The organism is Saccharothrix sp. AJ9571 (assembly GCF_021725495.1).
GTDB classification, from domain to species: Bacteria; Actinomycetota; Actinomycetes; order Mycobacteriales; family Pseudonocardiaceae; genus Amycolatopsis; species Amycolatopsis magusensis.
This window is the reverse complement of record NZ_CP091382.1, coordinates 9,149,224-9,174,231: the sequence shown is the minus strand read 5'-3', so window position 1 is coordinate 9,174,231 and position 25,008 is coordinate 9,149,224. Positions and strand designations below refer to the sequence as shown.

At 72.3% G+C, this 25,008-nt stretch carries 15 protein-coding genes and 1 pseudogene; 3 read left to right on the top strand and 13 right to left on the bottom strand.

The window, feature by feature from the left end:
• Window positions 1–41 precede the first annotated feature (41 nt).
• Together rpsA and L3Q67_RS41460 are read left to right on the top strand one after the other, a co-directional pair.
• Window positions 42–1,553, top strand: coding sequence for a 30S ribosomal protein S1 (gene rpsA / locus L3Q67_RS41465; RefSeq protein WP_499186860.1), 1,512 nt, complete (start codon window positions 42–44; stop codon window positions 1,551–1,553).
• A gap of 524 nt (window positions 1,554–2,077) precedes the next feature.
• Complete coding sequence (locus L3Q67_RS41460) at window positions 2,078–3,922, top strand: AfsR/SARP family transcriptional regulator (protein WP_499186859.1); 1,845 nt, start codon at window positions 2,078–2,080, stop codon at window positions 3,920–3,922.
• On the opposite strand, the gene L3Q67_RS41455 is transcribed toward L3Q67_RS41460, so the two are convergent.
• The 8 genes from L3Q67_RS41455 to L3Q67_RS41420 all read right to left on the bottom strand — a co-directional run bounded on the left by L3Q67_RS41455 (window position 3,892) and on the right by L3Q67_RS41420 (window position 18,825).
• Entirely contained in the window at window positions 3,892–4,935 is a 1,044-nt protein-coding gene (locus L3Q67_RS41455; RefSeq protein ID WP_499186858.1) for a class I SAM-dependent methyltransferase, read from the bottom strand. The genes L3Q67_RS41460 and L3Q67_RS41455 overlap by 31 nt on opposite strands.
• The gene (locus L3Q67_RS41450; protein ID WP_499186857.1) at window positions 4,932–6,062 is read right to left on the bottom strand and encodes a glycosyltransferase; all 1,131 of its coding nucleotides are present in this window, start codon (window positions 6,060–6,062) and stop codon (window positions 4,932–4,934) included. Before L3Q67_RS41450 ends, L3Q67_RS41455 begins: the two co-directional genes overlap by 4 nt.
• Window positions 6,059–6,841: an alpha/beta fold hydrolase gene (locus L3Q67_RS41445; RefSeq protein WP_499186856.1), complete on the bottom strand. Its 783-nt coding sequence runs from the start codon at window positions 6,839–6,841 to the stop codon at window positions 6,059–6,061. Before L3Q67_RS41445 ends, L3Q67_RS41450 begins: the two co-directional genes overlap by 4 nt.
• On the bottom strand, window positions 6,838–7,125 hold the full coding sequence (locus tag L3Q67_RS41440; RefSeq protein ID WP_499186855.1) for an acyl carrier protein: 288 nt from the start codon (window positions 7,123–7,125) through the stop codon (window positions 6,838–6,840). The genes L3Q67_RS41445 and L3Q67_RS41440 overlap by 4 nt, the downstream gene beginning before the upstream one ends.
• A complete protein-coding gene (locus L3Q67_RS41435; RefSeq protein WP_499191772.1) occupies window positions 7,122–10,946 on the bottom strand; it encodes a beta-ketoacyl synthase N-terminal-like domain-containing protein in 3,825 nt (1,274 codons plus the stop codon). The genes L3Q67_RS41440 and L3Q67_RS41435 overlap by 4 nt, the downstream gene beginning before the upstream one ends.
• Window positions 10,947–10,975: 29 nt before the next feature.
• On the bottom strand, window positions 10,976–17,632 hold the full coding sequence (locus L3Q67_RS41430) for an SDR family NAD(P)-dependent oxidoreductase (protein ID WP_499186854.1): 6,657 nt from the start codon (window positions 17,630–17,632) through the stop codon (window positions 10,976–10,978).
• A gap of 255 nt (window positions 17,633–17,887) precedes the next feature.
• Entirely contained in the window at window positions 17,888–18,523 is a 636-nt protein-coding gene (locus L3Q67_RS41425) for a TetR/AcrR family transcriptional regulator (RefSeq protein WP_499186853.1), read from the bottom strand.
• Window positions 18,524–18,609: 86 nt separating this feature from the next.
• Window positions 18,610–18,825: a hypothetical protein gene (locus L3Q67_RS41420; protein ID WP_499186852.1), complete on the bottom strand. Its 216-nt coding sequence runs from the start codon at window positions 18,823–18,825 to the stop codon at window positions 18,610–18,612.
• A gap of 139 nt (window positions 18,826–18,964) precedes the next feature.
• On the opposite strand from L3Q67_RS41420, the pseudogene coaE reads away from it, so the two are divergent.
• Window positions 18,965–19,873: pseudogene (coaE, locus tag L3Q67_RS41415) on the top strand (dephospho-CoA kinase); the annotation flags it as partial.
• Here the strand turns inward: coaE and L3Q67_RS41410 are convergent.
• Genes L3Q67_RS41410 through L3Q67_RS41390 form a run of 5 tightly spaced genes read right to left on the bottom strand, consistent with a single transcriptional unit; the run spans window position 19,860 to window position 24,943 of the window.
• Window positions 19,860–20,492, bottom strand: a complete 633-nt coding sequence (locus L3Q67_RS41410; protein ID WP_209665619.1) for a response regulator — start codon at window positions 20,490–20,492, stop codon at window positions 19,860–19,862. The pseudogene coaE and the gene L3Q67_RS41410 overlap by 14 nt on opposite strands.
• Window positions 20,489–21,763 carry a sensor histidine kinase gene (locus L3Q67_RS41405; protein WP_499186851.1) on the bottom strand — a complete coding sequence of 425 codons (1,275 nt, stop codon included), beginning with the start codon at window positions 21,761–21,763 and terminating at the stop codon, window positions 20,489–20,491. The genes L3Q67_RS41410 and L3Q67_RS41405 overlap by 4 nt, the downstream gene beginning before the upstream one ends.
• A 2-nt stretch (window positions 21,764–21,765) precedes the next feature.
• Window positions 21,766–23,268 (bottom strand): glycosyltransferase family 39 protein, encoded by a 1,503-nt coding sequence (locus L3Q67_RS41400; protein ID WP_499191771.1) that lies wholly within the window; start codon window positions 23,266–23,268, stop codon window positions 21,766–21,768.
• Window positions 23,269–23,282: 14 nt separating this feature from the next.
• Complete coding sequence (locus L3Q67_RS41395; RefSeq protein ID WP_499186850.1) at window positions 23,283–24,032, bottom strand: ABC transporter permease; 750 nt, start codon at window positions 24,030–24,032, stop codon at window positions 23,283–23,285.
• Window positions 24,029–24,943, bottom strand: a complete 915-nt coding sequence (locus L3Q67_RS41390; protein ID WP_499186849.1) for an ABC transporter ATP-binding protein — start codon at window positions 24,941–24,943, stop codon at window positions 24,029–24,031. The genes L3Q67_RS41395 and L3Q67_RS41390 overlap by 4 nt, the downstream gene beginning before the upstream one ends.
• Window positions 24,944–25,008: the final 65 nt, after the last annotated feature.

Genomic DNA, 25,008 nt, shown 5'->3' with positions numbered 1-25,008 from the left:
AAACCTACTATCCCCAAGCCGTTACCGGAGCAACCCGCCTAATGACCATCGACACCGCCACCGCCCCGACTGCGTCCACCCCGCAGCAAGTCGCCATCAACGACATCGGGTCGGAGGAAGACTTCCTCGCCGCCATCGACAAGACGATCAAGTACTTCAACGATGGCGACATCGTCGAAGGCACCATCGTCAAGGTCGATCGCGACGAAGTGCTGCTCGACATCGGGTACAAGACCGAGGGCGTCATCCCCTCGCGTGAGCTGTCCATCAAGCACGATGTCGACCCGGCCGAGGTGGTCACCGTCGGCGACGAGGTCGAGGCCCTCGTTCTCCAGAAGGAGGACAAGGAAGGCCGCCTCATCCTCTCCAAGAAGCGCGCGCAGTACGAGCGCGCCTGGGGCACCATCGAGGAGCTCAAGGAGAAGGACGAGCCGGTCAAGGGCACCGTCATCGAGGTGGTCAAGGGCGGCCTGATCCTGGACATCGGCCTGCGCGGCTTCCTGCCCGCGTCGCTGGTCGAGATGCGCCGCGTACGCGACCTGCAGCCCTACGTCGGCCGCGAGCTCGAGGCGAAGATCATCGAGCTGGACAAGAACCGCAACAACGTGGTCCTGTCCCGCCGCGCCTACCTGGAGCAGACCCAGTCCGAGGTGCGCAGCGAGTTCCTCAACGCCCTCGCCAAGGGCCAGGTCCGCAAGGGTGTCGTGTCCTCCATCGTCAACTTCGGTGCCTTCGTGGACCTGGGTGGCGTCGACGGCCTGGTGCACGTCTCCGAGCTGTCCTGGAAGCACATCGACCACCCGAGCGAGGTCGTCGAGGTGGGCCAGGAGGTCACCGTCGAGGTGCTCGACGTGGACATGGACCGCGAGCGCGTGTCCCTGTCGCTGAAGGCCACCCAGGAAGACCCGTGGCGCCAGTTCGCCCGCACCCACGCGATCGGCCAGATCGTGCCGGGCAAGGTCACCAAGCTCGTCCCGTTCGGTGCGTTCGTGCGCGTCGAGGAGGGCATCGAGGGCCTGGTGCACATCTCCGAGCTGGCCGAGCGCCACGTGGAGATCCCGGAGCAGGTCGTGCAGGTCAACGGCGACGTGATGGTCAAGGTCATCGACATCGACCTCGAGCGGCGTCGCATCTCGCTGTCGCTGAAGCAGGCCAACGAGGGCTTCACCACCGAGTCCGAGTTCGACCCGACGCAGTACGGCATGGCGGCCGAGTACGACGACCAGGGGAACTACATCTACCCCGAGGGCTTCGACCCGGACACCCAGGAGTGGCAGGAAGGCTTCGACAAGCAGCGCGAGGAGTGGGAGCGGCAGTACGCCGAGGCCCACACCCGCTACGAGGCCCACATGAAGCAGATCGCCAAGGCCGCCGAGCAGGACGCCGAAGCCGCCGCCAACGCGGCGACCGGGGTCGACCCCTCGAGCAGCAGCGGTGGCGAGCAGAGCTACACCTCCGCTCCGGCCGACTCCGGCTCGAAGAGCACCGGCGGCACCCTCGCCTCCGACGAGCAGCTCGCGGCGCTCCGCGAGAAGCTCTCCGGCGGCGCGTGAGCAACGCCTGAACCATCACAGAACCCCGGGACCCGCTTTGGGTCCCGGGGTTTGTGTTTTCTGCCTCGGCGGAGCCGAGGCCGGGAGGTCGCTTTTGAGCCGACGCCCGGACCGCACACGGCTCGCGGCCTGGGGGGCCGCGATCCGCGTCCGGTCCGGGCGTCGGCGCGACCTCCCGGGTGCACTGCATTCATGTCGGAGGGCGGCGGGGCTCGCTGGGCGTGGTCGAAAGCGGGCGCTCGTGAAGCTGCCACACGCGCTGCCCGGCTCACCCGTTCGCGGTAGTTGGGCCGATCGGCTCACGTGTGTTCACGTGAGCCGGATGGGTTGTCACGTTCCCTGATGGTGGGAAAATTGCCCGCGATCAAGTATTCACTAGTGTGCGTTCCGTGGTGATTTTGATGGACGCGGCCCCGATCCGGCGTAATACTCAGGGATGACAGCCGGACGGCCGGTTGTCGTCACCCGCACCGACGGTGCCGCGGGGTTGTCGGATCTTCGGACCGCTGATTCGGGGTGGGTGAATGACTGTCGGCGTGCGTGTCCTCGGGGAGCTCGAGGTCGTGCGTGATGGCCTGGTGGTCACGCCTTCGCAGCCGAAGGTGCGCCAGTTGCTCGCACTCCTCGCGGTCAACTGGAACAAGGTGGTCCGCACCGAGCAGCTCCGCACCGAACTCTGGGGCACCAGCCCGCCGCCCAAGGCCAGCACCACGCTCCAGGTCTACGTCTCCAACATCCGCCGCATGCTGGCCGGTGAGCCCCGCTCCGCGAGCGGGACCGTGGTGCACCGCCCCCGCGTCGGCTACGCGCTGAACCTCCCGGAGCACGCGCTCGACATCGCGCGCTTCACCGAGCTGGCCCGCTCCGGCCGCGGCGAACTCGACGCCGGACGGCTCGAAGAGGCTTCGGCCGCCTTCCGCGGCGCGCTGGAGGAGTGGCGTGGTGGCCCGCTCTGCGACCTCGACCCCGGCGAGGTGCTCGCCCCGCACGTGACCCGCCTGCGGCAGGAACGCGCGGCCGTGCTGGAACAGCGCATCGAGGTCGACCTGGTGCTGGGCCGCCACCTCGAACTGATCGGCGAGCTGCGGGTGCTGGTGCAGGAGTACCCGACCCACGAAGGCCTGCACGCGAAGCTGATGCTGGCGCTGCACCGCTCGGGCATGCGCTCGGAGGCGCTGAGCGTGTTCCAGCGGCTGCGCGTGAGCCTCATCGACCAGCTGGGCCTGGAGCCGAGCGCGTCGACCCGCCGGTTGCACCAGGAACTGCTCGACGGCGAGGTCAAGCAGGACCAGCCGCCCGGCACCGGCTCGGTGCGGCGGGCCAGGTCGTGGTGGCACCCGCCCGCCCAGCTGCTGCCCGATCCGGTGGACGTCGTCGGCCGTGACGCGGAGTGCGAGCGGATCATCGGAGAACTGCGCGGTGCCTCGAAGCTGACCGTGGTCACCGTGGCCGGTGGGCCGGGGGTCGGCACCTCCACCCTCTGCGCCCACGTGGCGAACCAGGTGCGCGAGTCCTTTCCGGACGGTCAGGTGTACGCGGACCTGCTGGCCCACGGGTCACCCGGCGAGGTCCTGGCCGGTTTCCTGCGCGCGATCCGCGGCCCCGACTGCTGGCTGCCCGCGAGCGAACAGGAACGCGCCGACCTCTTCCGCAGCTGGACCGCCCGGCACCGCATGCTGGTCGTGCTGGACAACGTGGCCGGCGCCGAGCAGCTGGACCTGCTGCTGCCCGGCGGTGAGGGCAGCGCGGTGCTCGCCGGTTGCCGCCGCCGCATCGCCGACCCGGCCGGGGTGCCGGTGGCCCTGCGGCCGCTGTCCGGCGAGGATTCCGTGCGGTTGCTGGGGTCGACGATCGGCACGCAGGTGGAGCGGGAGCCCGGCGCCGCCGCCGAGCTGGCCGAGTTGTGCGGCGGCCTGCCCGCGGCGCTGATCGGCGCGGCGACGCGGCTCGCGCTGCGGCCGCACTGGTCGATCTCGCGGGTGGTGCACCGCCTGCGCGCGCCGGCGGAGCGGCTCGGTGAGCTGTCCGCCGGCCGCCTCGACCTGCTCGCCAGCGTCGAGCGGACCTCGTCGCTGCTCGACGCCGACCAGTCGGACGCCTTCCAGCGGTTCGCCGGCCTGTTCGCCCCGGCGGTCTCGGTGCCGGAGTTCGCCCGCGCCTGCCTGATCGGCGAGCGGCTGGCGGAGTCACGGCTGGAGCAGCTGGTCGAAGCGCAGCTCGTCGAGGTCGAGGAGAACCGCCCGCAACCGGGCACCGGCTACTTCAGCTACCGCATGCACCCGCTGATCCGGCTGGCCGCGCTGGCCATCGGCGAGCGCGGCCAGCGCGGTCAGCGCGATCAGGAAGCCTTGCGCGCGACGATCCGATAGGCGTTGGACAGCCGGGCGCGACCGGCGAACGGGCGCACCACCCGGTCCGCGAGCGCGGCCAGCACCACGCCGAGCGCACCGGTCAACAGCACAGCACCACGCGCGAACCGGCGTGCCCGCCCGGGTGGACGCGGGTGCCAGGGGGCGTCCTCGCGCGGGGCGAGGTCGTCGAGCGTGAGCCACGCGGCGGCCACCAGGTCGATCGGGTCGTGTGCTTCGGCGCGTTGTTCGAGCACCACGGTGAAGCCCTGCGATTCGAGCCGCTGCCGCAGGTTCGCCAGCGGCACGAAGTGCAGGTGCTGCGGCTGGAGCCACGGCAGCCAGCGGCGGCCGAGCAGCCGGGCGTACCGGCTTTCCGGGTCCGGCACCTCGATCACCAGGTGACCGCCGGGCCGCAGCACCCGGTGCGCGGCGTCGAGTTCGGCCTGCGGCGCGGTGCTGTGCTCCAGGTAGTGGTACATGCTGACCACGTCGTAGGTGCCTGCCAGCTCGTCGGCCAGTTCGGCGAACAGCCCGCGGTAGCCGGTGGACACCCGCCCGTGTTCCTCCGCCAGCTTCACGCCTTCGCTGAGGTCGAGCCCGTCGAACCGGGTGTCCGGGAAGACCGCGCGGGCGGATTCGCAGAAGTGGCCGTGCCCGGTGCCGACATCGAGCCAGGTGGCCGGCTGAACCAGCCCGGAGACCGCCTGCGCCCGCCCGAGGTAGGTCTTCTCGCGGCCTTCGAACTGCCCGGCGAGCTGCTTTTCGCCGAGGCCGTCGTAGAAGTCGCGGTAGTAGAACTCCAGCCCGGCCGGGTTCAGCCGCGGGTTCTGGAAGATGTGCTCGCAGTCCAGGCACTGTTCGAGGGTGAACCGGCCGGGTTTGTGCTGGAGGAAGTCGCGGGTGCGCAACCGGACGGCCAGCCGGTCCGACGAGCACCACGGGCACCGTTCGGCGCGGGGTTCGAAGAACCGGTCGAGCCCGTCGGCGAGCTCTGCCTGGTACCCCGGTCGCAGCCGGTCGATCTCGGTCATGCGCGCACTCCCGCCATGGTCAAGGATTCCAGTTCGGTGGCCGCGGCGGCGGCGCCACCGGCCGCGCGGAAGGACCGGCCGATCCGCGCCGCGTTCGCCCGCATCCCGCTGCCGGGGTCGAGCACGGTGCTGATCGCGATCCGCAGGTGCTCGGCCGTCGCCTTGGTGAACCGCACCCGGACGCCGGCGCCGGCTTCGGCCACCTGCTCGGCGATCACCGGCTGGTCGTCCCGGATCGGCGCGACCACCAGCGGCAGGTCGTGCCACAGGGTTTCGCAGACGGTGTTGTGCCCGCCGTGGCAGACGACCGCGTCCATCTTCGGCAGCAGCGCCAGCTGCGGCAGGTACGGCCGCGACAGCACGGTGTCCGACGAGGGGATCGCCCCGGCCGGGTCGGCGAGCACGGCCCGCACCCCGGTGGCGGCGCACTCGGCGAGGAAGCGCGTACCGGCGTCGACGTTGGCCGTGCCGAGGGTGACCAGCACGGTCGGGCGGTGGTCCAGCCACTCCCACGGGAAGTCCACTGTGGATTCGCGATCGCCGATGGAGGGCCCGACGAAGCGCACGCCGCGCATTTCACCGGCCAGCTCGGCGGTGGTGAAGGCCACCACGCCGTGCGGGGAGAAGCGCGGATCGGCGATCCCGCCCGGGTCACCGATCGAGGTACGCAGCCCGGCGAGCCGGTCGAGCACCCAGTCCCGCACCTTGGGCATCGACGCGAGCGGATCGGTCAGTTCGGCGGAGGTGGTCGCCGAGGTCAGCCACGGCAGCCCGAGTCGTTCGGCGATGAGCCCACCGGCCACGGCCTGCTGGTCGACCAGCAGCGCGTCCGGCCGGAAATCCTCGATCGCCGCTTCCACGCCCGGTGCCATCGCCGCGGCCAGCGGCAGGAAACCCTCTTCCCACAGGAACTTCAGCGCCGCGGCCCCACGCAGTCCGGGCGGTCGCGGGGTGACGGCGGGCAGCGCGCAGTCGTAGGTGCGGACGGCCCCGGCGAGCCGGGTGATCAGCTCGGCGTGCCCGGCCCACGCCACCTCGTGCCCGCGCCGGGTCAGCTCGGCGGCCACCCCGACGACCGGGTTGACGTGCCCCACGAACGGCGGCACCACCAGCAGGAACCGGCTCATCCGGCGTCCACCAGCGAGTGCTCGCGCACCCAGCCGAGCACCAGATCCCTGGTCAGTTCGGTGCGTTCGACCAGCACCGAGTGCTGCTGCCCGGGCACCACCACGGTGCGGCAGACCGGCAGCAGGTCCTCGAGCACCGGCGCCTGCGGAGCCAGGTCCGATTCGGCGCCGTAGATCGCCAGCACCGGGGTCGTCACGGCACCGATCTGTTCGGCGCTGAGTACCGCGCTGGCCGGGATGTCGTCGGCGAGCGTGCTCGACCGCAGCATCCGCCCGGCCGACCGCGCCAGCCTGCTGGTGTGGGCGCCGTGGTTCGCGGTGATCCACTCGAAGGCCGCTTCCTCGGCCAGCTGGGCACGCGCCCGGCCGAGGTTCGCCGCCATCTTCGCCGCCCAGGCCGCGGTGGCGGGCTCCGACTCGATCATCGTCACCGAGGCCACCCGGTGCGGCAGCCGCGCGGCGAAACCGAAGGCGATGGTGCCGCCGAAGGAGTTGCCGACCAGGTGCACGGGCGCGGTCACGGCCAGCTCGCCGAGCAGCGCGGCGAGGTCGTCCACGAAGGTCTCCAGCCGGTATCCGCTCGGCGGGCGCTCGCTGCGGCCGTGCCCGCGCAGGTCGTACATCACCACGTCGTGCCCGGCCGCGGCGAACGCCGGGCCGAGGGTGAAGTAGTAGCTGGCCAGGCTGTCGGTGCCGAGGCCGTGCAGGAACACCACCGGCGCGCGGTCGCGGCCGAGGCGCTGGACGTGCACGCCGATGCCGTTGGCGGTCAGCTTCACCGGGCCGCCCCCACCAGCGAACCCGACACGTGCGCCACCAGCGCGCCCACGGTCAGCCCGATGATCTCGTCCAGCTCCAGGTCCGCGATGAACTCGGCGAAGTTGACCCGCCCGCCGTAGTGTTCCTCCAGTTGCCCGGCCAGTGCGACCAGGTCGATGCTCTCCATCTCGAGGTCGTCGGTGAACCGGGTGTCCATGCCGATCTCCACGTCCCCGGTGCCGTACTCGGCCAGCACCACCTCGATCATCTCGGTGATCTCGGCGAGGATGCGCTCTTCGCTCATACCCCCACTCCTTCCTCCGCCGCCTGCGCGGCGATCCGGTCCAGCGCGGTGCCACCGGGGTCGACCATGGCGACCGCCGTGGTGCCGTGGCAGGCCGCGGCGACGGTGATCGGCGGCAGCACCCGCCCGTGTGCCCCGGTGATCGTGTTTTCGCCGGTGACCTGGATTTCGGCGGGGAACAGCTCGCCCTCGCCACGGCCCCAGAGCCACCACCGCACGGCGTCCTTGATCGCGATCCGCTTCAGCAGCCACTGGCGCTTCTCGCGCGGCGGCACCTGCTCGTAGTCCGCGCGTTCGGCCTTGCCGAGGTGGTTGCGCATGATCAGCTCACGGGAGGCCAGGTCCGGCCACTGCTCGCGCAGCACCACCCAGCCACCCTCGTCGGGCACGGAAAGCGTGTTGCGGCTGGGGAAGCGGTCCGCCGCCCTGGTGTGCGGGGTGCTGTCGAACCGGCGGTCGCGCCAGCCGGCGATCTCCGCCCACACCCGGCCACCGGCCGAGAGCTGCACGTCGGCGTCCAAAGTGGACTCGGTCAGCCCGGTGATCCGGATGAGGCAGTCGAGCCGCTCGCCGGGGGCGGGGTGCGGGCCGAAGAACCGGATCTGCCGCATGTGCACCGGGAACACCACGTCCCGTTCCGGGTGGTGCGTGATGATCCAGTACCCCAGCAGCTGACCCACGTTGTCCAGCAGCGCCCCGGGCGCGGGCGGGGTGGTGAGCACACCGCGTACGTGGTTCGGCCCGATCGCGGTCAGCTCCAAGACCCCTTGGAACCGCGGGCCGTGGAACATCCAGTTCTCGTCGTACAACTGGGCCGCGGTCATGTGCGGCGCGCCTTCGGGCCCCGGCTGCCACAGCGCGCCCGGCGTCGGGTACGCGGTGGCCAGTTCGACCACGGCACGGGCGTATCCGGTGAGTTCCACCGCCACCTGACCCGGCGCGGTGACCTTGACCGACACCGGGATCTCGGCGGCCGGGATGGCGGCGAGCCAGCGCGACAGGCGGACGTCGTGCACCGCGATCGCCCTGGTGCCGGGCACGGCACGCTCGGCGAACTCGATCAGGTGCTGGATCACCGTGGTGGCAGGCACGATCGGCCAGCGGTCCTCCAGCTCCGGCCAGTCGTCCCGCTGCCGGAAGAAGCAGTGGTCGACCAGGTAGGGCATCTCGGCCACCGAGACACGCAGGGTGGGTGGTGCGGTCGCGGCCAGCAGTTCGGCGGCGGTGTTCGCGGTTTCCCGCATCAGCGCGGAGAGTTCGGTGGCGATGGGGTGGTTCAGCGCGGCCAGTGTGTCCGGCTCGGACCGGTGGCCGAGGTCGAGCCGCACCGAGCCGCCGAGGCGCACCGGCGGGGTGTCCAGGTTGATCGGGACCCCGGGCCGGCGCTCCAGGAGGTCAGGACGTGCGCCTTCGACCCACAACGCCAGCGCGACCCGGCGCAACTGCGCGAGCCCGGGGCGCTTGGCCGAGTTCGCCGCGACGACCAGGTGCTCGGTCCCGGCCAGCGTGTCGCCGATCAGCGAGCCGACCTGTCCGGCGCCGAGCTGCACGAACGCGCGGAACCCGGCCGCGTGCATGGCTTCGATCATCGGCCGGAACCGCACCGGTTCCAGGAGGTGCCGCAGGAACAACTCCCGCACCTCGTCGTCCGCTTCGGGGAACTCCGAGGCGGTGGTCGCCGACCAGACGGGCACCTCCGGCCGGTGCAGCTCGAACCGGTCGGCCGCGGCCCGGATCGGGCCGAGGTACGGCTCCAGCATCGGCGTGTGGAAGCCCGAGCGGAACGGCAGCACCTGGCTGATCACCCCGGCCGCGCGCATGGTCGCCACCAGCTCGCCCACCGGTCCGGCCGGGCCGCAGACCATCGCCTGCTTGGGCGCGTTGTCGTGGGACAGCACGACTTCCGGCGGCAGCACCTTGGTGACCCGGCCGGCCGACGTGCCGATCACCGCGAACGCGAGGCCCGGCACCTGCAACCCGGCCGGGTCGAAGGAACCCAGGAAGTCGTCCACAGCGGACTGGTCGTAGATGCCACCGCAGGCCATCGCCGTCCACTCGCCGACGCTGTGCCCGGCCACCGCGTCCGGGACCACGCCCATCCGCCGCAACGCCGAATCCAGCAGCCTGCCCAGCTGGAAGACCCCGGCGCCGTGACTGCCGAGCACCGACACGTCCGGTGCCGACCACGGCAGGCCGAAGTGCTTCGCCACGTCGGTGACGTGGGGGTCGAACTCGGCTTCCAAGCCGGGGAAGACGAAGGCGAGCTTGCCGCCGGAGGACAACAGCGGTTCCGGCGTGAACCAGATGTCGTTGCGCCCGCGCCAGGGTTTGCCCCTGGCGACCGCTTTCCTGGCCGTGGCCAGTCGTTTCGGGGTCGGATCGGCCATGCCCAGCCGGACCGGGCCGGTGCCGCCGGTCTCCGGTTCGCTGTCCAGCAGCCGAGCCAGTTCATCCACAGTGGACGCGGCCAGGCGCAGCGTCCGTTCCGGCTCGCGGACTTCGACCACGGGCGCGGGCCGGGCGGCTTGTTCGAGCACGACGTGGGCGTTGATGCCGCCGAAGCCGAACGCGTTCACGCCCGCGAGCCGGTGACCCGGCCACTCCTCGGTGGTCCCGGTGGTCCGGAAGCGGGTGCCGGCGAGGCCGGGGTGCGGGTCGTCGCAGTGCAGGGTCGGCGGCAGCACGCCGTGGTAGACCGCGAGCGCCGCCTTGACCAGCCCGGCGACCCCGGCGGCGGGCATGGTGTGCCCGATCATCGACTTCACCGAGCCGATCACCGCGCGCGGGCCGTCGGCCGGGCCGAACACCTCGGCGAGCGTGGCCAGTTCGGCGCCGTCCCCGGCCGGGGTGGCGGTGCCGTGGGCTTCCAGCAGGCCGATCGACGCCGGGTCGAGATCGGCGGCTTGCCACGCCGCCCGCACGGCGGTGACCTGCCCGCCGGAGTCCGGGTTGACCAGGCTGGCGGTGCGCCCGTCGCTCGCCACGCCGGTGCCGCGGACGACCGCGTAGATCCGGTCGCCGTCGCGTTCGGCGTCCGCGAGCCGCTTGAGCACGACCACGCCGGTGCCTTCGCCGATCAGGATGCCGTCGGCGTCGCGGTGGAACGGCCGGATGCGCTCGGTCGGCGAAAGCGCCTTGAGCTGGGAGAACACGCTCCACAGGGTGATGTCGTGGCAGTGGTGCACACCGCCCGCGAGCATCAGGTCGCAGCGGCCGCTCGCCAGCTCGCGCACCGCGTGGTCCACGGCGATCAGCGAGGACGCGCACGCGGCGTCCACCGTGTACGCCGGGCCACGCAGGTCGAGCCGGTTCGCCACCCGGGACGCGGCCAGGTTCGGCACCAGGCCGATCGCCGACTCGGGGGAGTGCGGCCCGAGCGCGTCGGTGAACGCCGAGCGCACGCGGTCCAGCTGGTCGGCGCCGAGGTCCGGCAGCAGTTCGGTCAGCGTCCTGGTCAGCTGGGTGGCCGTGCGCACGCGCTGGTCGAGCCGGACGAGGCCGGGCGTGAGGTAGCCACCGCGGCCGAGGATCACCCCGGCGCGCTGCGGATCCGGCAACCGGCCGCCCGCGTCGGCGAGCGCTTCGGCGGCGACCCGCAGCGCGATCAGCTGGTCGGGTTCGGTGCCCGGCACGGAGTTCGGCATGATGCCGAAGCTGGTCACGTCGATCTCGGCACCGGAGACGAAGCCGCCGCGACGGCAGTAGACCTCGCCATCGGCTTCCCAGCGGCCCTCCGGCACCTCGCTGATCGCGTCCACGCCGCCGGTGATGTTGCGCCAGTAGGTCGCCAGGTCCGGCGCGCCGGGCAGCAGTACCGACATGCCGACGATGGCCACGGGCGTCACGACGCTCACCACTCCGACGCGCTGTAGACCACGGACCGCGCGGAGTCCTCGCCCCAGGCCAGTTCGCGCAGGAGTGCGAGCGCGCCTTCCTCCTGGTCGATCAGCTCCACCCCGCGCCGCTGGTAGGAGCGCATCAGCTCGGGCGTGACCATGCCACCGTGCGTGCCGCCGGGTGCCCACGGTCCCCAGTGGACGGTCAGCGCCCGGCGTTCGGCGGTGGACCAGCGGCGGCCGAGTGCTTCGAGCGCGTCGTTCGCCGCGGCGTAGTCGCACTGGCCGCGGTTGCCGAGCACCGCCGCGATGCTGCCGAACAACACCGCGAACCGCGGCGCCACCGGCAGTTCGGCGCCGGCGGCCAGCAGCGCCCGCGCACCGTCCACTTTGGTGTCGAAAACCCGGCGGAAGGACTCCGGGTCCTTCTCGGCCAGCAACTTGTCCTCGATCACCCCGGCCGCGTAGACCAGGCCGTCGAGCCTGCCGTGCTCGGTGTGGACCTCCTTGACCAGCCGGTGCACGGCTTCGGCGTCCCGGACGTCGAGCGCGTGGTAGCGGGCCTGGCAGCCCAGTTCGGCGAGCTTCGCCAGCGTGGCCGCGACTTCGCGCTGGGCGAGGATGCGGTTCGCCGTGCGGTCGACCTCGGGCAGCGTGAGCCCGGGCGCGGCGAGCGCGGACCGCAGTTCGGCGAGCGTGGTGGCCGACGCGGTCGCCGGATCCTCCGGCCCGGTGGGCGGCGTCGTGCGCCCGACGAGTTCGATGCGGCAGCGGCTCGCGGCGGCCAGCGTCTCGGCGAAGTGCGCGGTGATGCCCCGGCCACCGCCGACCAGCAGCACCACGGAATCGGAGTCCAGCCCCAGCGCGGCGGCCTCGGCCGCGCCATCCCCGGCGGGCCCGGCGCCCGTGGTGCCGAGCAGGCCCAGCGGCTTTTCCACCAGTTCCAGCGCCTGCCGGGAGCCGGGGGAGCGCAGGACGACCGGAGCGCCTTCGCCGGTCAGCAGTTCGTCCAGGACGGCTTCGGCCGGGTCCTCGCCGTCGATCTCGACCAGCCGGACCGTGGTGTCGGGATATTCACGGGCGAGGGTGCGGAAGAAACCGCGCAGACCGTCGGTGCGTTCGGTCAGTCCGGCGGGCACGGCAGCGATCAGCGTGCCCGGGCGGCCAGCCAGTTCCGCGCGGAAGGTGGCGAAGGCCTCGGGGAAGAGCGGATCCGTGCCGGTGAACCCGTCGAGGTGCACCACGATGTCCACAGTGGCCACAGTGTCCACGGCGGAGCCGGATCGGGCGCCGTGTCCGGTGAGCAGGGCGGTCAGCCGATCGGCGTGGTCGCCGCCGCCGAGTACGCGGAAGGTTCTGCCCGCCAGCAGTTCCGGCGCGGCCGGGGTGCCGGTCAGTGCGGCGGGCACGAGTTCGTACCGCTTGGGCGCGATGCCCGCCGGAGCCGGTTCGTCGCCGGAAAGCTTGGCCCTGAGCAGGTTGGCAATCGCGGCCGCGCTGCGTGCCTTCGACAGCTCCTCGAGTTCCTCGTCGGAATCGGCGCTGAGTCCGAGGCGCGTGGCCAGTTCACCGGCGATCTCGGCGCGTTTGATGGAGTCGACGCTCAGGTCGGCTTCGAGGTCCAGGTCGGGTTCGATCATGTCGGCGGGGTAGCCGGTGCGTTCGCCGATGATCTCGATGACGGCTCGCATGACGTCGACCGTGGCTACCGGTGCCGGTGCCGGTGTGCTGCTGGAGAGCTTGGCTTCGAGCAGTTCGGCGATCGCGGCTGCCGTACGCGCCTTTGACAGTTCTTCGAGTTCTTCGTCGGAGCCTGAGGTGAGGCCGAGCCGGACCGCGAGTTCTCCGGCGATTTCGGCGCGTTTGATGGAGTCGACGCTGAGGTCGGCTTCGAGGTCGAGGTCGGGTTCGATCATGTCGGCGGGGTAGCCGGTGCGTTCGCCGATGATCTCGACCACGGCCTGCATCACGTTCACCGCGGCGGAAGGGGCCGGTGCCGCAGCCACCAGCACGGGTTCGAGGATGGCGACCGGCGCGGGCAGCGCGACCGGGGGCACGCCCTGCCGCGTGCCGAGGTAGCCGAGCAGGACGTCGCGTTGCGCCGCGACCATCTCACGGCTGCTGCGCAGGAATTCGGCGATGAGCGCGTCGGGGCCGGTCACGCTGGTCTCCTCCGTGGTGAGCTTGACTCGCTGCGCGGGCCGCAGGGCGCCCGCCGGGATGCTGCCGTCGGCGGTGCGCACCAGCTGCCCGTCGACCGTCCACCCCGGACGCTTCGCCGGTGGCGCGCTCACCGCGTCCCGGCCGTCGACCAGGTGGCTCGCGGTCACATCGACCCCGGCGAGCGCCAGCCGGGCCAGCGCCTCCAGGAAGCCGCGCAACCCGCCGTCGCAGGTGACAGTCTGGTGTGGACGGTCGCCGAGCACGGCCGCGGTGAGCTTGGTGAGCACCGATCCCGGCCCGGCTTCGACGAAGACCCGGGCACCGGCCGCGTACATCGCCTCGATCTGTTCGGCGAACCGCACCGGGGCGCCGATCTGCGCGGCCAGTCCGGCCCGGATGGCGTCCGGATCGGCCGGGTACTCGGCCGCCGTGCGGTTCGACCACACCGGCAACTCGGGCACGCCGATCTCGTGGGTGGCCAGCACTCGCGCGAACCGTTCCCCGGCGTCCGCCACCAGCGGGCTGTGGAAAGCGCAGGCGACCGGGATGCGCTTCGCGCTCAACCCGGCTTCCCGCAACAGTTCGATCGCTTTCTCCACCTCGGCCGTCGGTCCGGAAATGACCGTCTGCTCCGGCGAATTCCGGTTCGCCGTCACCACCGTGCCGAGGTCGGTGAGCGCGGCGTCCACCGCGTCGGCACCGGCCGACACCGCGGCCATCGTGCCCGGGTCCTCACCGGTCGCGGCCAGGATCGATTCGGCACGCGCGGCCGACAACTCCAGCAGGGCCGCCGGTTCGAGGGCACCCGCCACGCTGAGCGCGACCAGTTCGCCGTAGCTGTGCCCGGCGGTCATCGCGGGACGCACGCCCGCCTGCCCGAGCAACTCCGCGACGGCGAGTCCCGCGATGCCGAGGACCGGCTGCGCGACGCGGGTGTCGGTGATCGCCGCCTTGCGCGCGGCGGCCGACTCGCGGTCGAAGTCGGCGGGCGGGAACAACTCGCGGAGCCAGCGCTCGCCGAGGTGGAGGTACCGGCGCAGTTCCGGGAAGGCGACGAAGAGTTCGGCCAGCATGCCGGGCTTCTGGCTGCCCTGCCCCGGGAACAGGAAGGCCACCGGCCCGGCGACCGCCGGTTCCGGCGCGGATTCGCTCAACCGCGAGATCAGTTCACCGACGCTGCTGGCGACCACCGCGATCCGGATCGGGCCGGTCCGCGTGTCCGACCGGTGTGCCGCCACCAGCGAGAGGTCTCGCAGCCGCCACTGCCCGGTCCGCGCCTGCTCCAGCAGCTTCTGCGCGTCGGCGGGGTCGCGGAACAGGAACAGCTCGGCAGGCCACGCGTCCAGCGTGTGCCGTGGTGGCGGGCCGTCGTCGTGGGCGGTCAGCACGGCGTGGAAGTTCGTGCCGCCGAAGCCGAACGCGCTCACCCCGGCGATGCGCTCCGCCGAACCCCAGGGGCTGGGCTTGGCGTGGAACTCGAAGGGGCTGGTCTCCGGCTCCCAGGCCGCGTTCGGCTTGCTCAGGTGCAGCGTCGGCGGCTTGACCCCGGTGTGCAGCGCGAGCGCCGCCTTGATCAGCCCGGCCAGGCCCGCCGCGCACTTGGTGTGCCCGATCTGGGACTTCACCGAGCCGAGCGCGCAGCTCGACGGCTCCGCACCCGCCTCGCGGAACACGGCGGTCAGCGTGGCCAGTTCGGTGCGGTCGCCGACCACCGTGCCGGTGCCGTGCGCCTCGACCAGTCCGACCGACGCCGGGGAAATGCCCGCCGAGGTGTACGCGCGCTCCAAAGCGGCGCGCTGTCCTTCCGGCCGTGGTGCGGTGAGCCCGAGCGAACGCCCGTCGCTGGCACTGCCGACGCCCTTGACCACGGCGTAGATCCGATCGCCGTCGCGTTCCGCATCGGACAGTCGCTTGAGGACCAGGCAGGCCACGCCCTCACCGAGCGCGATGCCGTCGGCCGAGTCGTCGAAGGTGCGCGAGCGGCCGGTCGGCGACAACGCGTGCACCGAGGAGAAGAGCACGTAGTCGTTGATCCCGTTGTGCAGGTCGGCGCCACCGCAGAGCACCACGTCGCTCGTGCCGGCCACGAGTTCCTTGCAGGCCACGTCGAGCGCGGCGAGCGAGGAGGCGCAGGCGGCGTCGACGGTGTAGTTCGCGCCCCCGAGGTCGAGCCGATTCGCGATCCGCCCGGCGATCACGTTCGCCAGCATGCCGGGGAAGGAGTCCTCGGTCAGTTCGGGCAGCTGCCCGGCCAGCGCGGGCGGTACCTGGTCCACATAGGACGGCAGCACCGCGCCGAGGGTGGTCGCGTTCGACAGGTCGCTGCCCGCTTCGGCGCCGAAGACCACCGAGGTGCGGGCGCGGTCGAACGCGCCGAGCCCGGCGTCGTCCAGTGCCCGCCGCGCCGCCTCCAGCGCGAGCAACTGCACCGGTTCGATGTTGCCCAGTGAGGCGGGCGGGATGCCGTAGCGCAGCGGGTCGAACGGGACCTCCGGGAGGAAACCACCCCATTTGGACTTGCTGGCGCCGGAGTCGTAGTGCACCGCGGGATCCCACCGGTGCGGCGGTACCTCGGTCACGGAATCGGTGCCGCTGAGCACGTTCGCCCAGAACTCGGCGAGATCGGCGGCACCGGGGAACATGCCCGCCATGCCGACGATCGCCACGTCCAGTGGCTGGGCCACCGGCTCCGGCCGGTCCGCCCGGCGCAGCAGCCGGGCGCGCTCGGCCAGGAACCCGGCGGCACCCGTGCCGACGGACTCGTGCAGCCGCGCGATGGTGGTCACCGCGGACCGCAGCACGGCGACCTCTCCCGCCATGAACATGCCTTCGGCGAGCTGGCGGTCTTCGCCGACCTGCCGCAGTTCGTCCCCGACGCGTTCGACGCCCTTGCTGGCCAGCCGCAGCCTGCCGACGTTGAGCTGCTCGAGTTCGGCCCACGCCTGCTTGTCCGGCACGCCGTCGGCCCGCAGCCGGTCGCGGATCCCGGCGAAGTCCTCGGTGAACGGGCTGCGCACGCAGCGGGTCGCGTGCCCCGGCGCGGTTTCCAGCAGGGCGGTCCCGGTCGCGGCGACCACCTCCCGCTGGAACGCGGGCAGGATCGCGCCCTCGGCCACGGCTTCCTCGGTGAACAGGTACGCCGTGCCCATCAGCACGCCGAACTTCGCGCCGCGCTCGGTCAGGGGCGCGGCCATCGCGGCCACCATCGCCGCCGACCGCTCGTCGTGGATGCCCCCGGCGAAGTAGACCTCCACGCCGTCCAGGTCACCCTTGGCCAGCAGGGTGTCGAGCTGGGCCTCCCACAGCGGGAAGCTGGTGCGCGGACCCACGTGCCCGCCGCATTCGGAGCCTTCGAAGATGAACCGCTTGGCACCGGAGCGCAGGAACTGGGCCAGCAGCCCGGGGGAGGGCACGTGCAGGTAGGTGCGGATGCCCGCCGCTTCGAGCGCGGACGCCTGCGCGGGACGGCCACCGGCCACGATCGCGTGCGTCGGCCGCAGCTCGTGCACGGCTTCGAGCTGCGCGGACCGGGTCTCCTCCGGGGCGAAGCCCAGCACGCCGACGCCCCACGGCCGGTCGCCGACCGCCGCCTTGGTGCGCTCGAGCAGTTCCCGCGTCCGGTCGCGGCCGGACAGGGCCAGCGCGACGAACGGCAGTGCGCCCGCTCGGGCGACCGAGGCGGCGAATCCGGCACGATCGCTCACCCTGGTCATCGGCCCCTGCGCGATCGGCAATTGAGCGCCGAACTCCGCGCCGACGCTTTCCACCGCTTCGCGAATACCGCGGACCGCGGCACGCACGGTGCCCCAGCGGCCGGCGAATCCCGCCGCGAGGAAGCCGTCCTGCCCGATTTCCAGGGTGTGCCCGCCGCGGCTGAGCACGCGGCGGCCGTCGACCACGGTGGTCTCCGAACCGTCCATTCCCGTCAGCGCGGCGGCGATTCCGGCGGGGAGTCCGGTTTCGGGGAACAACGCGAGCTGGGAATCGAGCACCACGCCCGCGGCGCCGCCGACCATCGCCGCGACGGCGGTCCGCGGCCCGATCCCGCCACACGCCCACACCGGCACCCCGGTGGCCGTGACGAGCCGCTGCAGCAGGACGAAGGTGCTCAGTTCACCGACCACACCGGCGCATTCGTGGCCACGCGCGATCAGCCCGTGCGCGCCCTCTTCGATGGCCCGCAATGCCTCGTCGAGGTTGGTCACCTCGGCCAGCACCTGCCGTTCACCGGCTGTTTCCGCGATACCCCAAGGAGAATCCGGGCCGAGCACCACGGTGCGCGCTCGGCCGGGCAGGTCGGCGGGCCGCAGCGGGCAGCCGGGCACCGGCCGCACGCCGAAGTCACCGGTGGTCCAGTCGACCAGGCGACCGAGGTCCGGGCGGGCCCGGGCACCGAGTTCCAGCACGCCGAGCGCGCCGGCCTGACCGGCAGCCGCGGCGAGCCGGGCACTGGGAAAGCCGCGGGGGCCGAGCGCGAGAACGGAGCCGGCCGCCGATCGGGTTGTCACCGAATTCACCCCTAAAATTCCTCAGTGGTGGGACGAACTGCTGTGAGTTCTGCCGGAAAACATCACTCGTGAGTGGCGGCGATGATTCTCAGATGTGTGATGCCGGGTCAATTTAGGTGGATTGCTACTGGCGCGTCAATGACGTTGACCTGCGGGTCAAGCCACGGCCAAGCGGCGGCCAAGTGCCCGGCAAGCGTTTGTCAAAACGCCGTATATTTTCCGTGTGACCCGGACGTCAACAATTCATGAATCCGGTCAGGCGGAGTACCGGGCGTCCAGGCCGCGGGTGATCGCGCCCACCCCGGCGCGGTAGATCTCCTCGCGGGCCCGCTCGTCCGGGGCGACGAACCACCCCTGGAGCTGCGTGCGCGCGGCGTTGGTCAGCTCCACGCTGATCAGCCCGTGCATCGTGGTCCAGAGCAGGTAGGCGTACTGCCTGCCGTCCTCTTCGGACGCCCCGGCCGGGCGCGCCCGCTCGATCACCTGGGTGAAGCCGGTGCGCAGCACGCTCAGCCGCAGCGCCGGATCCGGATCGAAGTCGGCCACCGGGCGCTCGAACATGAACGCGTACCGGGCCGGGTTCTCCAGTGCGAACCGGCGGTAGGTCAGCGCGAGTTCGAGCACGTCCCGCGTGCGGTCACCGGTGCGTGGTGGCAGCGCGGCGAAAGCCGTGTCGAGCTGTTCGAAAGCCCGTTCGTACAAGGCGTCGAGCACGCCGGCGCGCCCGCCGAACCGGCTGTACACCCCGATGGTGGAGGAGCCGGCGGCTTCGGCGAGGTTGCGCACGGTCAGCCCGGCCACGCCCTGTTCGGCCAGTACCCGGATGGCGGCACGCAGGAACCGTTCCCTGGTCTCGGCGGCCGACCGCGCCGCGCCGTCCCGTGCCGCCATGCTGTCCCCGTTTCCTCTGCCCCGACGGGGAAACATACTCGGTGTCGTTCGCACGGGGGGCGACCCCCGGACCCCCGAACCGCCGGTCAGGTGGTGGCTGGCGCCCACATGCGGTCGATCGTGGCGGCGGCCCTGGCGCGGCGCTTCAGCCCGGCCAAGCTGTGCTTCGCGGGCACGAGCAGGGCGGTGAGCCAGGTGCGGCGGTACTCCACCAGCGCCTCGGCCACCGGCCGGTGCCGGACGCAGTGGGCCAGGCCCGGGGTGCCGAGCCGGTGCCTTCCGACGTGCTTGCTCGCGCGCATCGTGCCTCCGTGGATCGATCACCGGCACCGTACGCACGGCGTCCGGCGGACCCGGGTAGTGACACGGGCCGTCACCCACATCGGTTCGGTAACGGCCACTCGCGGTGGCGCGGGGAAACCGGCCTGGTTGAATGCGGCCATGCTGCGTGTGGGGCTGACCGGCGGGATCGGGGCGGGCAAATCGACGGTGGCGACCCGGCTCGCCGAGCACGGGGCGCTGGTGATCGACGCCGACCGGATCGCCCGCGAGGTGGTCGAGCCGGGCACCGACGGGCTGGCCGAGGTGGTGGCCGCGTTCGGCGAGGACGTGCTGGCCGAGGACGGTTCGCTGAACCGGCCCGCGCTGGCCGCCAAGGCCTTCGCCGACGACGAGTCGCGGCGGCGGCTCAACGCGATCGTGCACCCGCGGGTGGGCGCGCGGACCGCGGAGCTGATGGAGCGGGCCGCCCCCGACGGCATCGTGGTGCACGACGTGCCGCTGCTGGTGGAGAACGGGCTCGCCCCGCACTACCACCTGGTGCTGGTGGTCGACGCCGATCCGGAGGTCCGGGTGCGGCGGCTGGTCGAGGCCCGCGGGATGGCCGAGCCGGACGCCCGCGCGCGGATCGCCGCGCAGGCGGACACCGAGCAGCGCCGCCTGGTCGCCGACGTCTGGCTGGACAACGGCGGTGCCCCGGACATCGTGCTGTCCGAAGTGGACGCGCTGTGGGCCGACCGGATCGTGCCGTACGAGGCGAACGTCCGGTTGCGCCGGGTGCGCCCGCTGCCTTCGCTCAAGCCGGTGCCCTACGACGACACCTGGCCGGTGCAGGCCGAGCGGGTCATCGCGCGGGTGCGCGCGGCCGTCGGCGCCAAGGGCGAGAACATCGAGCACATCGGCCCGGCCACCGAGCCGGGCACCGAGGCACCCGACGTCATCGAGCTGCGGCTCACCGCGAACGCCGACGTGACCGACGAACTCGCGAACGCCGGCTTCCCGCACGACCCCGAGGACCCGCCCGGCCTGCACCGCGGTGCCGACCCGGGCCGGCCGGTCACCCTCGCCGTGGTGTGAGCAGCCCGCGTTCGTAGGCCACCGCCACCGCCGCGGCCCGGTCCTTCACCCCGAGCTTGGCGTAGACGTGCAGCAGGTGCGTCTTGACCGTGGCCTCGCTGATGAACAGCTTCACCGCGGCCTCCTTGTTCGTCGACCCCCGCGCGATCAGCCCGAGCACCTCGAGCTCGCGCCCGCTCAGCGGCTCCCGTGCGGGAGCGCGCATCTGCGCCATCATCCGGCTGGCCACCGCGGGGGAGAGCACCGACTCGCCCCTGGCCGCCGCCCGCACCCCGCGGAACAGGTCCTCCCGCGGGGAGTCCTTGAGCAGGTAACCGGTGGCGCCCGCCTCGATCGCGGGCAGCACGTCGGAGTCGGTGTCGTAGGTGGTCAGCACCAGCACCCTGGCGGGATTGCCGCGTCTGGCCAGCTCGGTGATCGCGGCGACCCCGTCCACACCGGGCATCCGCAGGTCCATCAGCACCACGTCCGGCCGCAGCCGCTCGGCCAGCTCGATCGCCTCCGCGCCGTGGGCCGCCTCCCCGAGCACCTCGAACCCGTGCTCGGCGGTGAAGATGCCACGCAGGCCGTCGCGGACCACCGGGTGGTCGTCGGTGATGAGCAGGGTGATCATCGGTCCTCCACCGCGGTGATGGCGGGCAGGTTCACCGAGATCGCCGTGCCCCCGCCCGGTTCGGACTCCACGACCAGCGTGCCCGCCAGCCGCTCGGCGCGGTGGCGCATCCCGCTGAGCCCGTAGCCGCCCGGCCGCGAGCCGCCCGGGTCGAAGCCGCGCCCGTCGTCGCGCACGTCCAAGGTCACCTGGTCCTCCATGTAGGACAGCGTCAGCCCGGCCCTGCCCGCCGCGGCGTGCTTGTCCACATTGGTCAGCGCCTCCTGGGTGATCCGCAGCAGGGTGGCCTCCACCTCGGGGTGCAGCGGGCGCACGGTACCGGTGGTGGTGACCTCGATGGGCACCCGGGCGCGGTCGGACCAGCGCCCGGCCACCCCGCGCAGCGCCTCGGGCAACTGGGCGGTGTCCAGTGCCTCGGGCCGCAGCGCGTGCACCGCGCGCCGCGCTTCGGCGAGGTTCTCCCTGGCCAGCGCGGCCGCGGTGGCCAGGTGCCGCTCCTGTTCGGGGGGATCGCTGCGGGCGGCTTCGAGCTGGGTGATGATGCCGGTGAAGCCCTGGGCCAGGGTGTCGTGGATCTCGCGGCTCAGGCGCTGCCGTTCGTCGAGCACCCCGGCCTCCCTGGCCTGGGCGAGCAACTGCCGGTGCAACCCGGCGTTCTCGGTCATCGCCGCTTCCAGCTTCTCCAGCGCCTCCCGCCGCTTGGCGCTCTGCTCCAGCAGCTTGTCGGCCATCAGCGAGCCGCCGCCGATGGCCAGCGTCTGCACCACGACCACCGGCAGGAACAGCTCGGGGCTGTTCGACAGCGTCTCCTCCGGCCCGCCGGCGGCCACGCTGTTGATCAGCACCGAGGTGACCGCCAGCCCGGCCCACATCGCCCACAGCGGCCGCAGGCGCAGCGCGTGGAAGAAGCCGACGATCATGAACAGCAGGTAGGGCACCTCGCGCGCCATCAGCACGGCGGCCAGCGCCAGCACCCCGGCCAGCGAGAGCAGCGGCAGCAACCGGCCGGCCGGCCGGAACCGCCTCGGCAGCGTGTCGGTCAGCGCCACCCAGCACAACGCGGCCCCGGCCAGCGCCAGCGTGACGCGCTGGTGCCCGGCGGGCTGCTCGGAGGAGGACAGGTGGATCAGCACCCCGAGCCCGAGCATGAAGTACGGGAACGCCAGCTCCACCCGGTTCGGCCACGGTCCCCAGTTCGCCGTCGTGTCCTCGGACACGCCGACCCAGCTCGGCCGCTCCCGCATGGTCCCCACCCGCGCATTATCGTTCATGGTCAGAGCTTCAGGTCGCGGAACTCGGGCCACAGTTCCGGCAGCGGCGCGGACGGCCCGGTGGCCAGCCAGATCGGCGCGCCCTGGGTGAACATCGGCGCCGGCTGACCCGTGTCGACCACCCCGGCCGGGGTGACCCTGGCGAAGCGCGCCCGCAGCACCGGGCTGTCCTCGCCCACGTAGAGCACGGTGTCCGTCGAAGCCGGGGGAGTGGCCAGCGTCCAGTACCCCCGATTGCCGCTGTACGGCTCGGGCAGCCCGCGCTCCGGGCCGAAGTGGTCCAGTGCGGACGCCTGCCAGTACACCTGCGTGACGATCGCGGTCCGCTCGCGCTGCTCCGGCGGCAGCGACCGGTAGACCGCGGCCACCGAGTCGGCGAACTCCGGCCAGCCGCGTTCCCCCGAGGCCAGCAACGGCTGCGGCAGAGCGGGGTGGGCGTCGAGCACCGACGTGGGCACCGCGGGCAGCGTCAGCGGGATGGCGATCAGCGCGCTGAGCGCGTACACCGGCCAGGTCGCCAGCCACCGCCACCAGCGCCGCGCCTGCCCGGCCTCGAGCCGGACCGCCGCGATCGCCCAGCACAGCGGATACAGGCCCGCCACGTAGTAGAAGCGGCCACCGGCCACCGCGAACAACACCGTCAGCGCGAGCATCGTCCAGCCGAGGAAGCGCAGGGACGGCGAGTGCAGCAGCTGCCACAGTCCATAGAGGACCAGTACCGCCCCGGTCACGATCCCCGCGGTGACCAGCCCGAGCACCGGCATGCTCAGCGCGGCGGCCAGCTTGTCCGGGTTCTCGTCGCCGATCGCCTCGCCCATCGCCAGTTGCGGCCACCCGTTCGCCGCCTGCCAGAGCAACGTCGGCACCGCGGCCAGCACCGCGATGCCCGCACCGAACCAGAGCTTCGGCCGGGTGAGCAGCTCGCGCGGGCCGAGCCAGGCCGCGAACAGCAGCGCGACCACCCAGAACGCCGGGATCAGGAACTTGACGGTGAGCGCCAGCCCGGTGACCACCCCCAGCCACAGCAGCAAGCCGTCCGACCTGGTGCGCAGCCAGCGGGTGAGCAGCCACAGCACCGCGGTCCACAGCACCGGGTCCATCGTGGACGTCGCGAGGTAGTGGCCGCTGCCGAGGAACTGCATGCTCCCGGCGACCGCGCCGGCGGCGAGCAGCTGCGCCCGCCTGCCGCCGCCGAGTTCCCTGGCGATCGCGGCGGTGAGCACCACCGCCGCGACCACCGCCAGCACCGCGGGCAGCCGCAGCGCCCACACCGAGCCGGGCGCGATCGAGTCCATCAGCCACGCGAGGAGCGGCAGCGCGGGCGGCTGGTCGGCATACCCCCAGTCGAGGTGCCGGCCGGCCGCCAGGAAGTACAGCTCGTCACCGAAGTAGCCGTAGCGGCCGTTGAGCAGCAGGAGCACCGCCGCCATCGCACCGGCCACGGCGAACACCGGCCCCTTGGCGAAGGGGTGCACCGTCGGCGCCGCCGTCCGCGTCACCCCCATGGTGGTGGTCACGCTCACTCCCACCGGAAGAACTTGGCGGCGAGCCCGCCGCAGACCACCGCGACCACCACGAGCGCGCCGAGCTGCAGCAGCTCCGGGTTGCCGCCCGCCCAGGTCTCGCGCATGCCGTTCAGCGTCGAGCCCATCGGCAGCACGTCCGCCACCGGTCGCAGGAACTCCGGCAGGTCCTCCTTGCGCACCCACACCCCGCCGAGGGCCAGCATCGGGAAGAACGCCGCCGCCCCGATCCCGCCGGCGGCCCGCCCGGTCGGGGCCAGCGCCGCGATCAGCAGGCCGACCGAGAACAGCGAGATCGTCCCCAGCACCGTCACCAGCAGGAAGCCACCCAGGTTGGCGGGCAGCGCCATGCCCAGCACCGCCGAGCCGAAGCCGACGATCAGCAGCAGCACCACCAGCGCCGCGGCCAGGTTCACCGCCAGTTGCGCGACGAGCAGCTGCACCGGCGGCACCGGGCTGGCCGACAGCCGCCGCAGCACACCCTTCTCGCGGTAGGTGGCCATCACCCCGGGGAACATGGTCAGCGCCAGCATGGCCAGCAGGATCGAGATCGACAGCGGCGCGATGAAGGTGTCCAGCGGCACCTTCCCGCCGAAGTCCTCCGACGGCTCGCTCGCCCCCGGCATCAGGCCGAACACCGCCAGCAGCGCCACCGGGATCCCGAGCACCACGATCGGCGCCCCGGGGTCACGCAGGAACAGCTTGGCCTCGACCGCGGTCAGTTTCCCCATCGCTCGCGCGTTCATCCCGCGTCCTCCAGCTTCCGTCCGGTCAGTGCCACGAAGGCGTCGTCCAGGGTGGTCTGCTCCACGCGCAGCTCACCGGCGATGATCTGCCGCCTGGCCAGCACCGAGCTGACCGCGTGCAGCACGTTGCCGGTGCCGGTGATCACCACCTGCCCGCCCTGGCGCTCCACGCGGCGCACCTCGGGCAGCACGGTGAACGCCTCGTCCTCGATCGCCCCCGACGGGCGGAACCGGATGCGCTGCTCGTCGTCCACCCCGGCGACCAGCCCGGCCGGGCTGTCGATGGCGACCACCCGGCCCGCGTCGATCACCGCGATCCGGTCGCAGAGGCGCTCCGCCTCCTCCATGAAGTGGGTGACCAGCACGATGGTCACCCCGCCTGCCCGGATGCCTTCGATCAGTTCCCAGGTGTCGCGGCGGGACTGCGGGTCGAGCCCGGTGGTCAGCTCGTCGAGCACGGCCACCTCGGGGCTGCCGATCAGCGCCAGCGCGATCGACAGCCGCTGCTTCTGACCGCCGGAGAGCTTCTTGTAGGCGGCGTCCCGCTTGTCGGTGAGCCCGAGATCGGCCAGCAGCCGCTCGGGATCGGCGGGATCGCGGTAGAAGGAGGCGTAGAGGTCGAGCGCCTCGCGCACCTTCAGCTTCTCCGGCAGTTCGCTTTCCTGGAGCTGGACGCCGAGGCGCTGGCGCAGTTCCGCGGTGTCGCGCTGCGGGTCGAGCCCGAGCACGGAAACCGTGCCCTCGTCGGGCTTGCGCAGCCCCTCCAGCATTTCCACCGTGGTGGTCTTCCCCGCCCCGTTCGGCCCGAGGATGCCGAAGATCTCGCCGCGTTCGACGGTGAACGAAACCCCGTCGACGGCGAGCTTGTCCCCGTAGCGCTTGCGTAGCCCGGATACCTCGATGATCGGCATCTGCGGATCCCCTTTCCCTGTGTGCCACCAGGCTGGTGCAGGGAAGGGGGTCGGCGGATCGTCCC

Coding starts and splice junctions, on each gene's coding strand:
- rpsA (WP_499186860.1), top strand. CDS start 42: ATGACCATCGACACCGCCACCGCCCCGACTGCGTCCACCCCGCAGCAA.
- L3Q67_RS41460 (WP_499186859.1), top strand. CDS start 2,078: ATGACTGTCGGCGTGCGTGTCCTCGGGGAGCTCGAGGTCGTGCGTGAT.
- L3Q67_RS41455 (WP_499186858.1), bottom strand. CDS start 4,935: ATGACCGAGATCGACCGGCTGCGACCGGGGTACCAGGCAGAGCTCGCC.
- L3Q67_RS41450 (WP_499186857.1), bottom strand. CDS start 6,062: ATGAGCCGGTTCCTGCTGGTGGTGCCGCCGTTCGTGGGGCACGTCAAC.
- L3Q67_RS41440 (WP_499186855.1), bottom strand. CDS start 7,125: ATGAGCGAAGAGCGCATCCTCGCCGAGATCACCGAGATGATCGAGGTG.
- L3Q67_RS41435 (WP_499191772.1), bottom strand. CDS start 10,946: ATGTCGGTACTGCTGCCCGGCGCGCCGGACCTGGCGACCTACTGGCGC.
- L3Q67_RS41425 (WP_499186853.1), bottom strand. CDS start 18,523: ATGGCGGCACGGGACGGCGCGGCGCGGTCGGCCGCCGAGACCAGGGAA.
- L3Q67_RS41420 (WP_499186852.1), bottom strand. CDS start 18,825: ATGCGCGCGAGCAAGCACGTCGGAAGGCACCGGCTCGGCACCCCGGGC.
- L3Q67_RS41410 (WP_209665619.1), bottom strand. CDS start 20,492: ATGATCACCCTGCTCATCACCGACGACCACCCGGTGGTCCGCGACGGC.
- L3Q67_RS41405 (WP_499186851.1), bottom strand. CDS start 21,763: ATGAACGATAATGCGCGGGTGGGGACCATGCGGGAGCGGCCGAGCTGG.
- L3Q67_RS41400 (WP_499191771.1), bottom strand. CDS start 23,268: ATGGGGGTGACGCGGACGGCGGCGCCGACGGTGCACCCCTTCGCCAAG.
- L3Q67_RS41395 (WP_499186850.1), bottom strand. CDS start 24,032: ATGAACGCGCGAGCGATGGGGAAACTGACCGCGGTCGAGGCCAAGCTG.
- L3Q67_RS41390 (WP_499186849.1), bottom strand. CDS start 24,943: ATGCCGATCATCGAGGTATCCGGGCTACGCAAGCGCTACGGGGACAAG.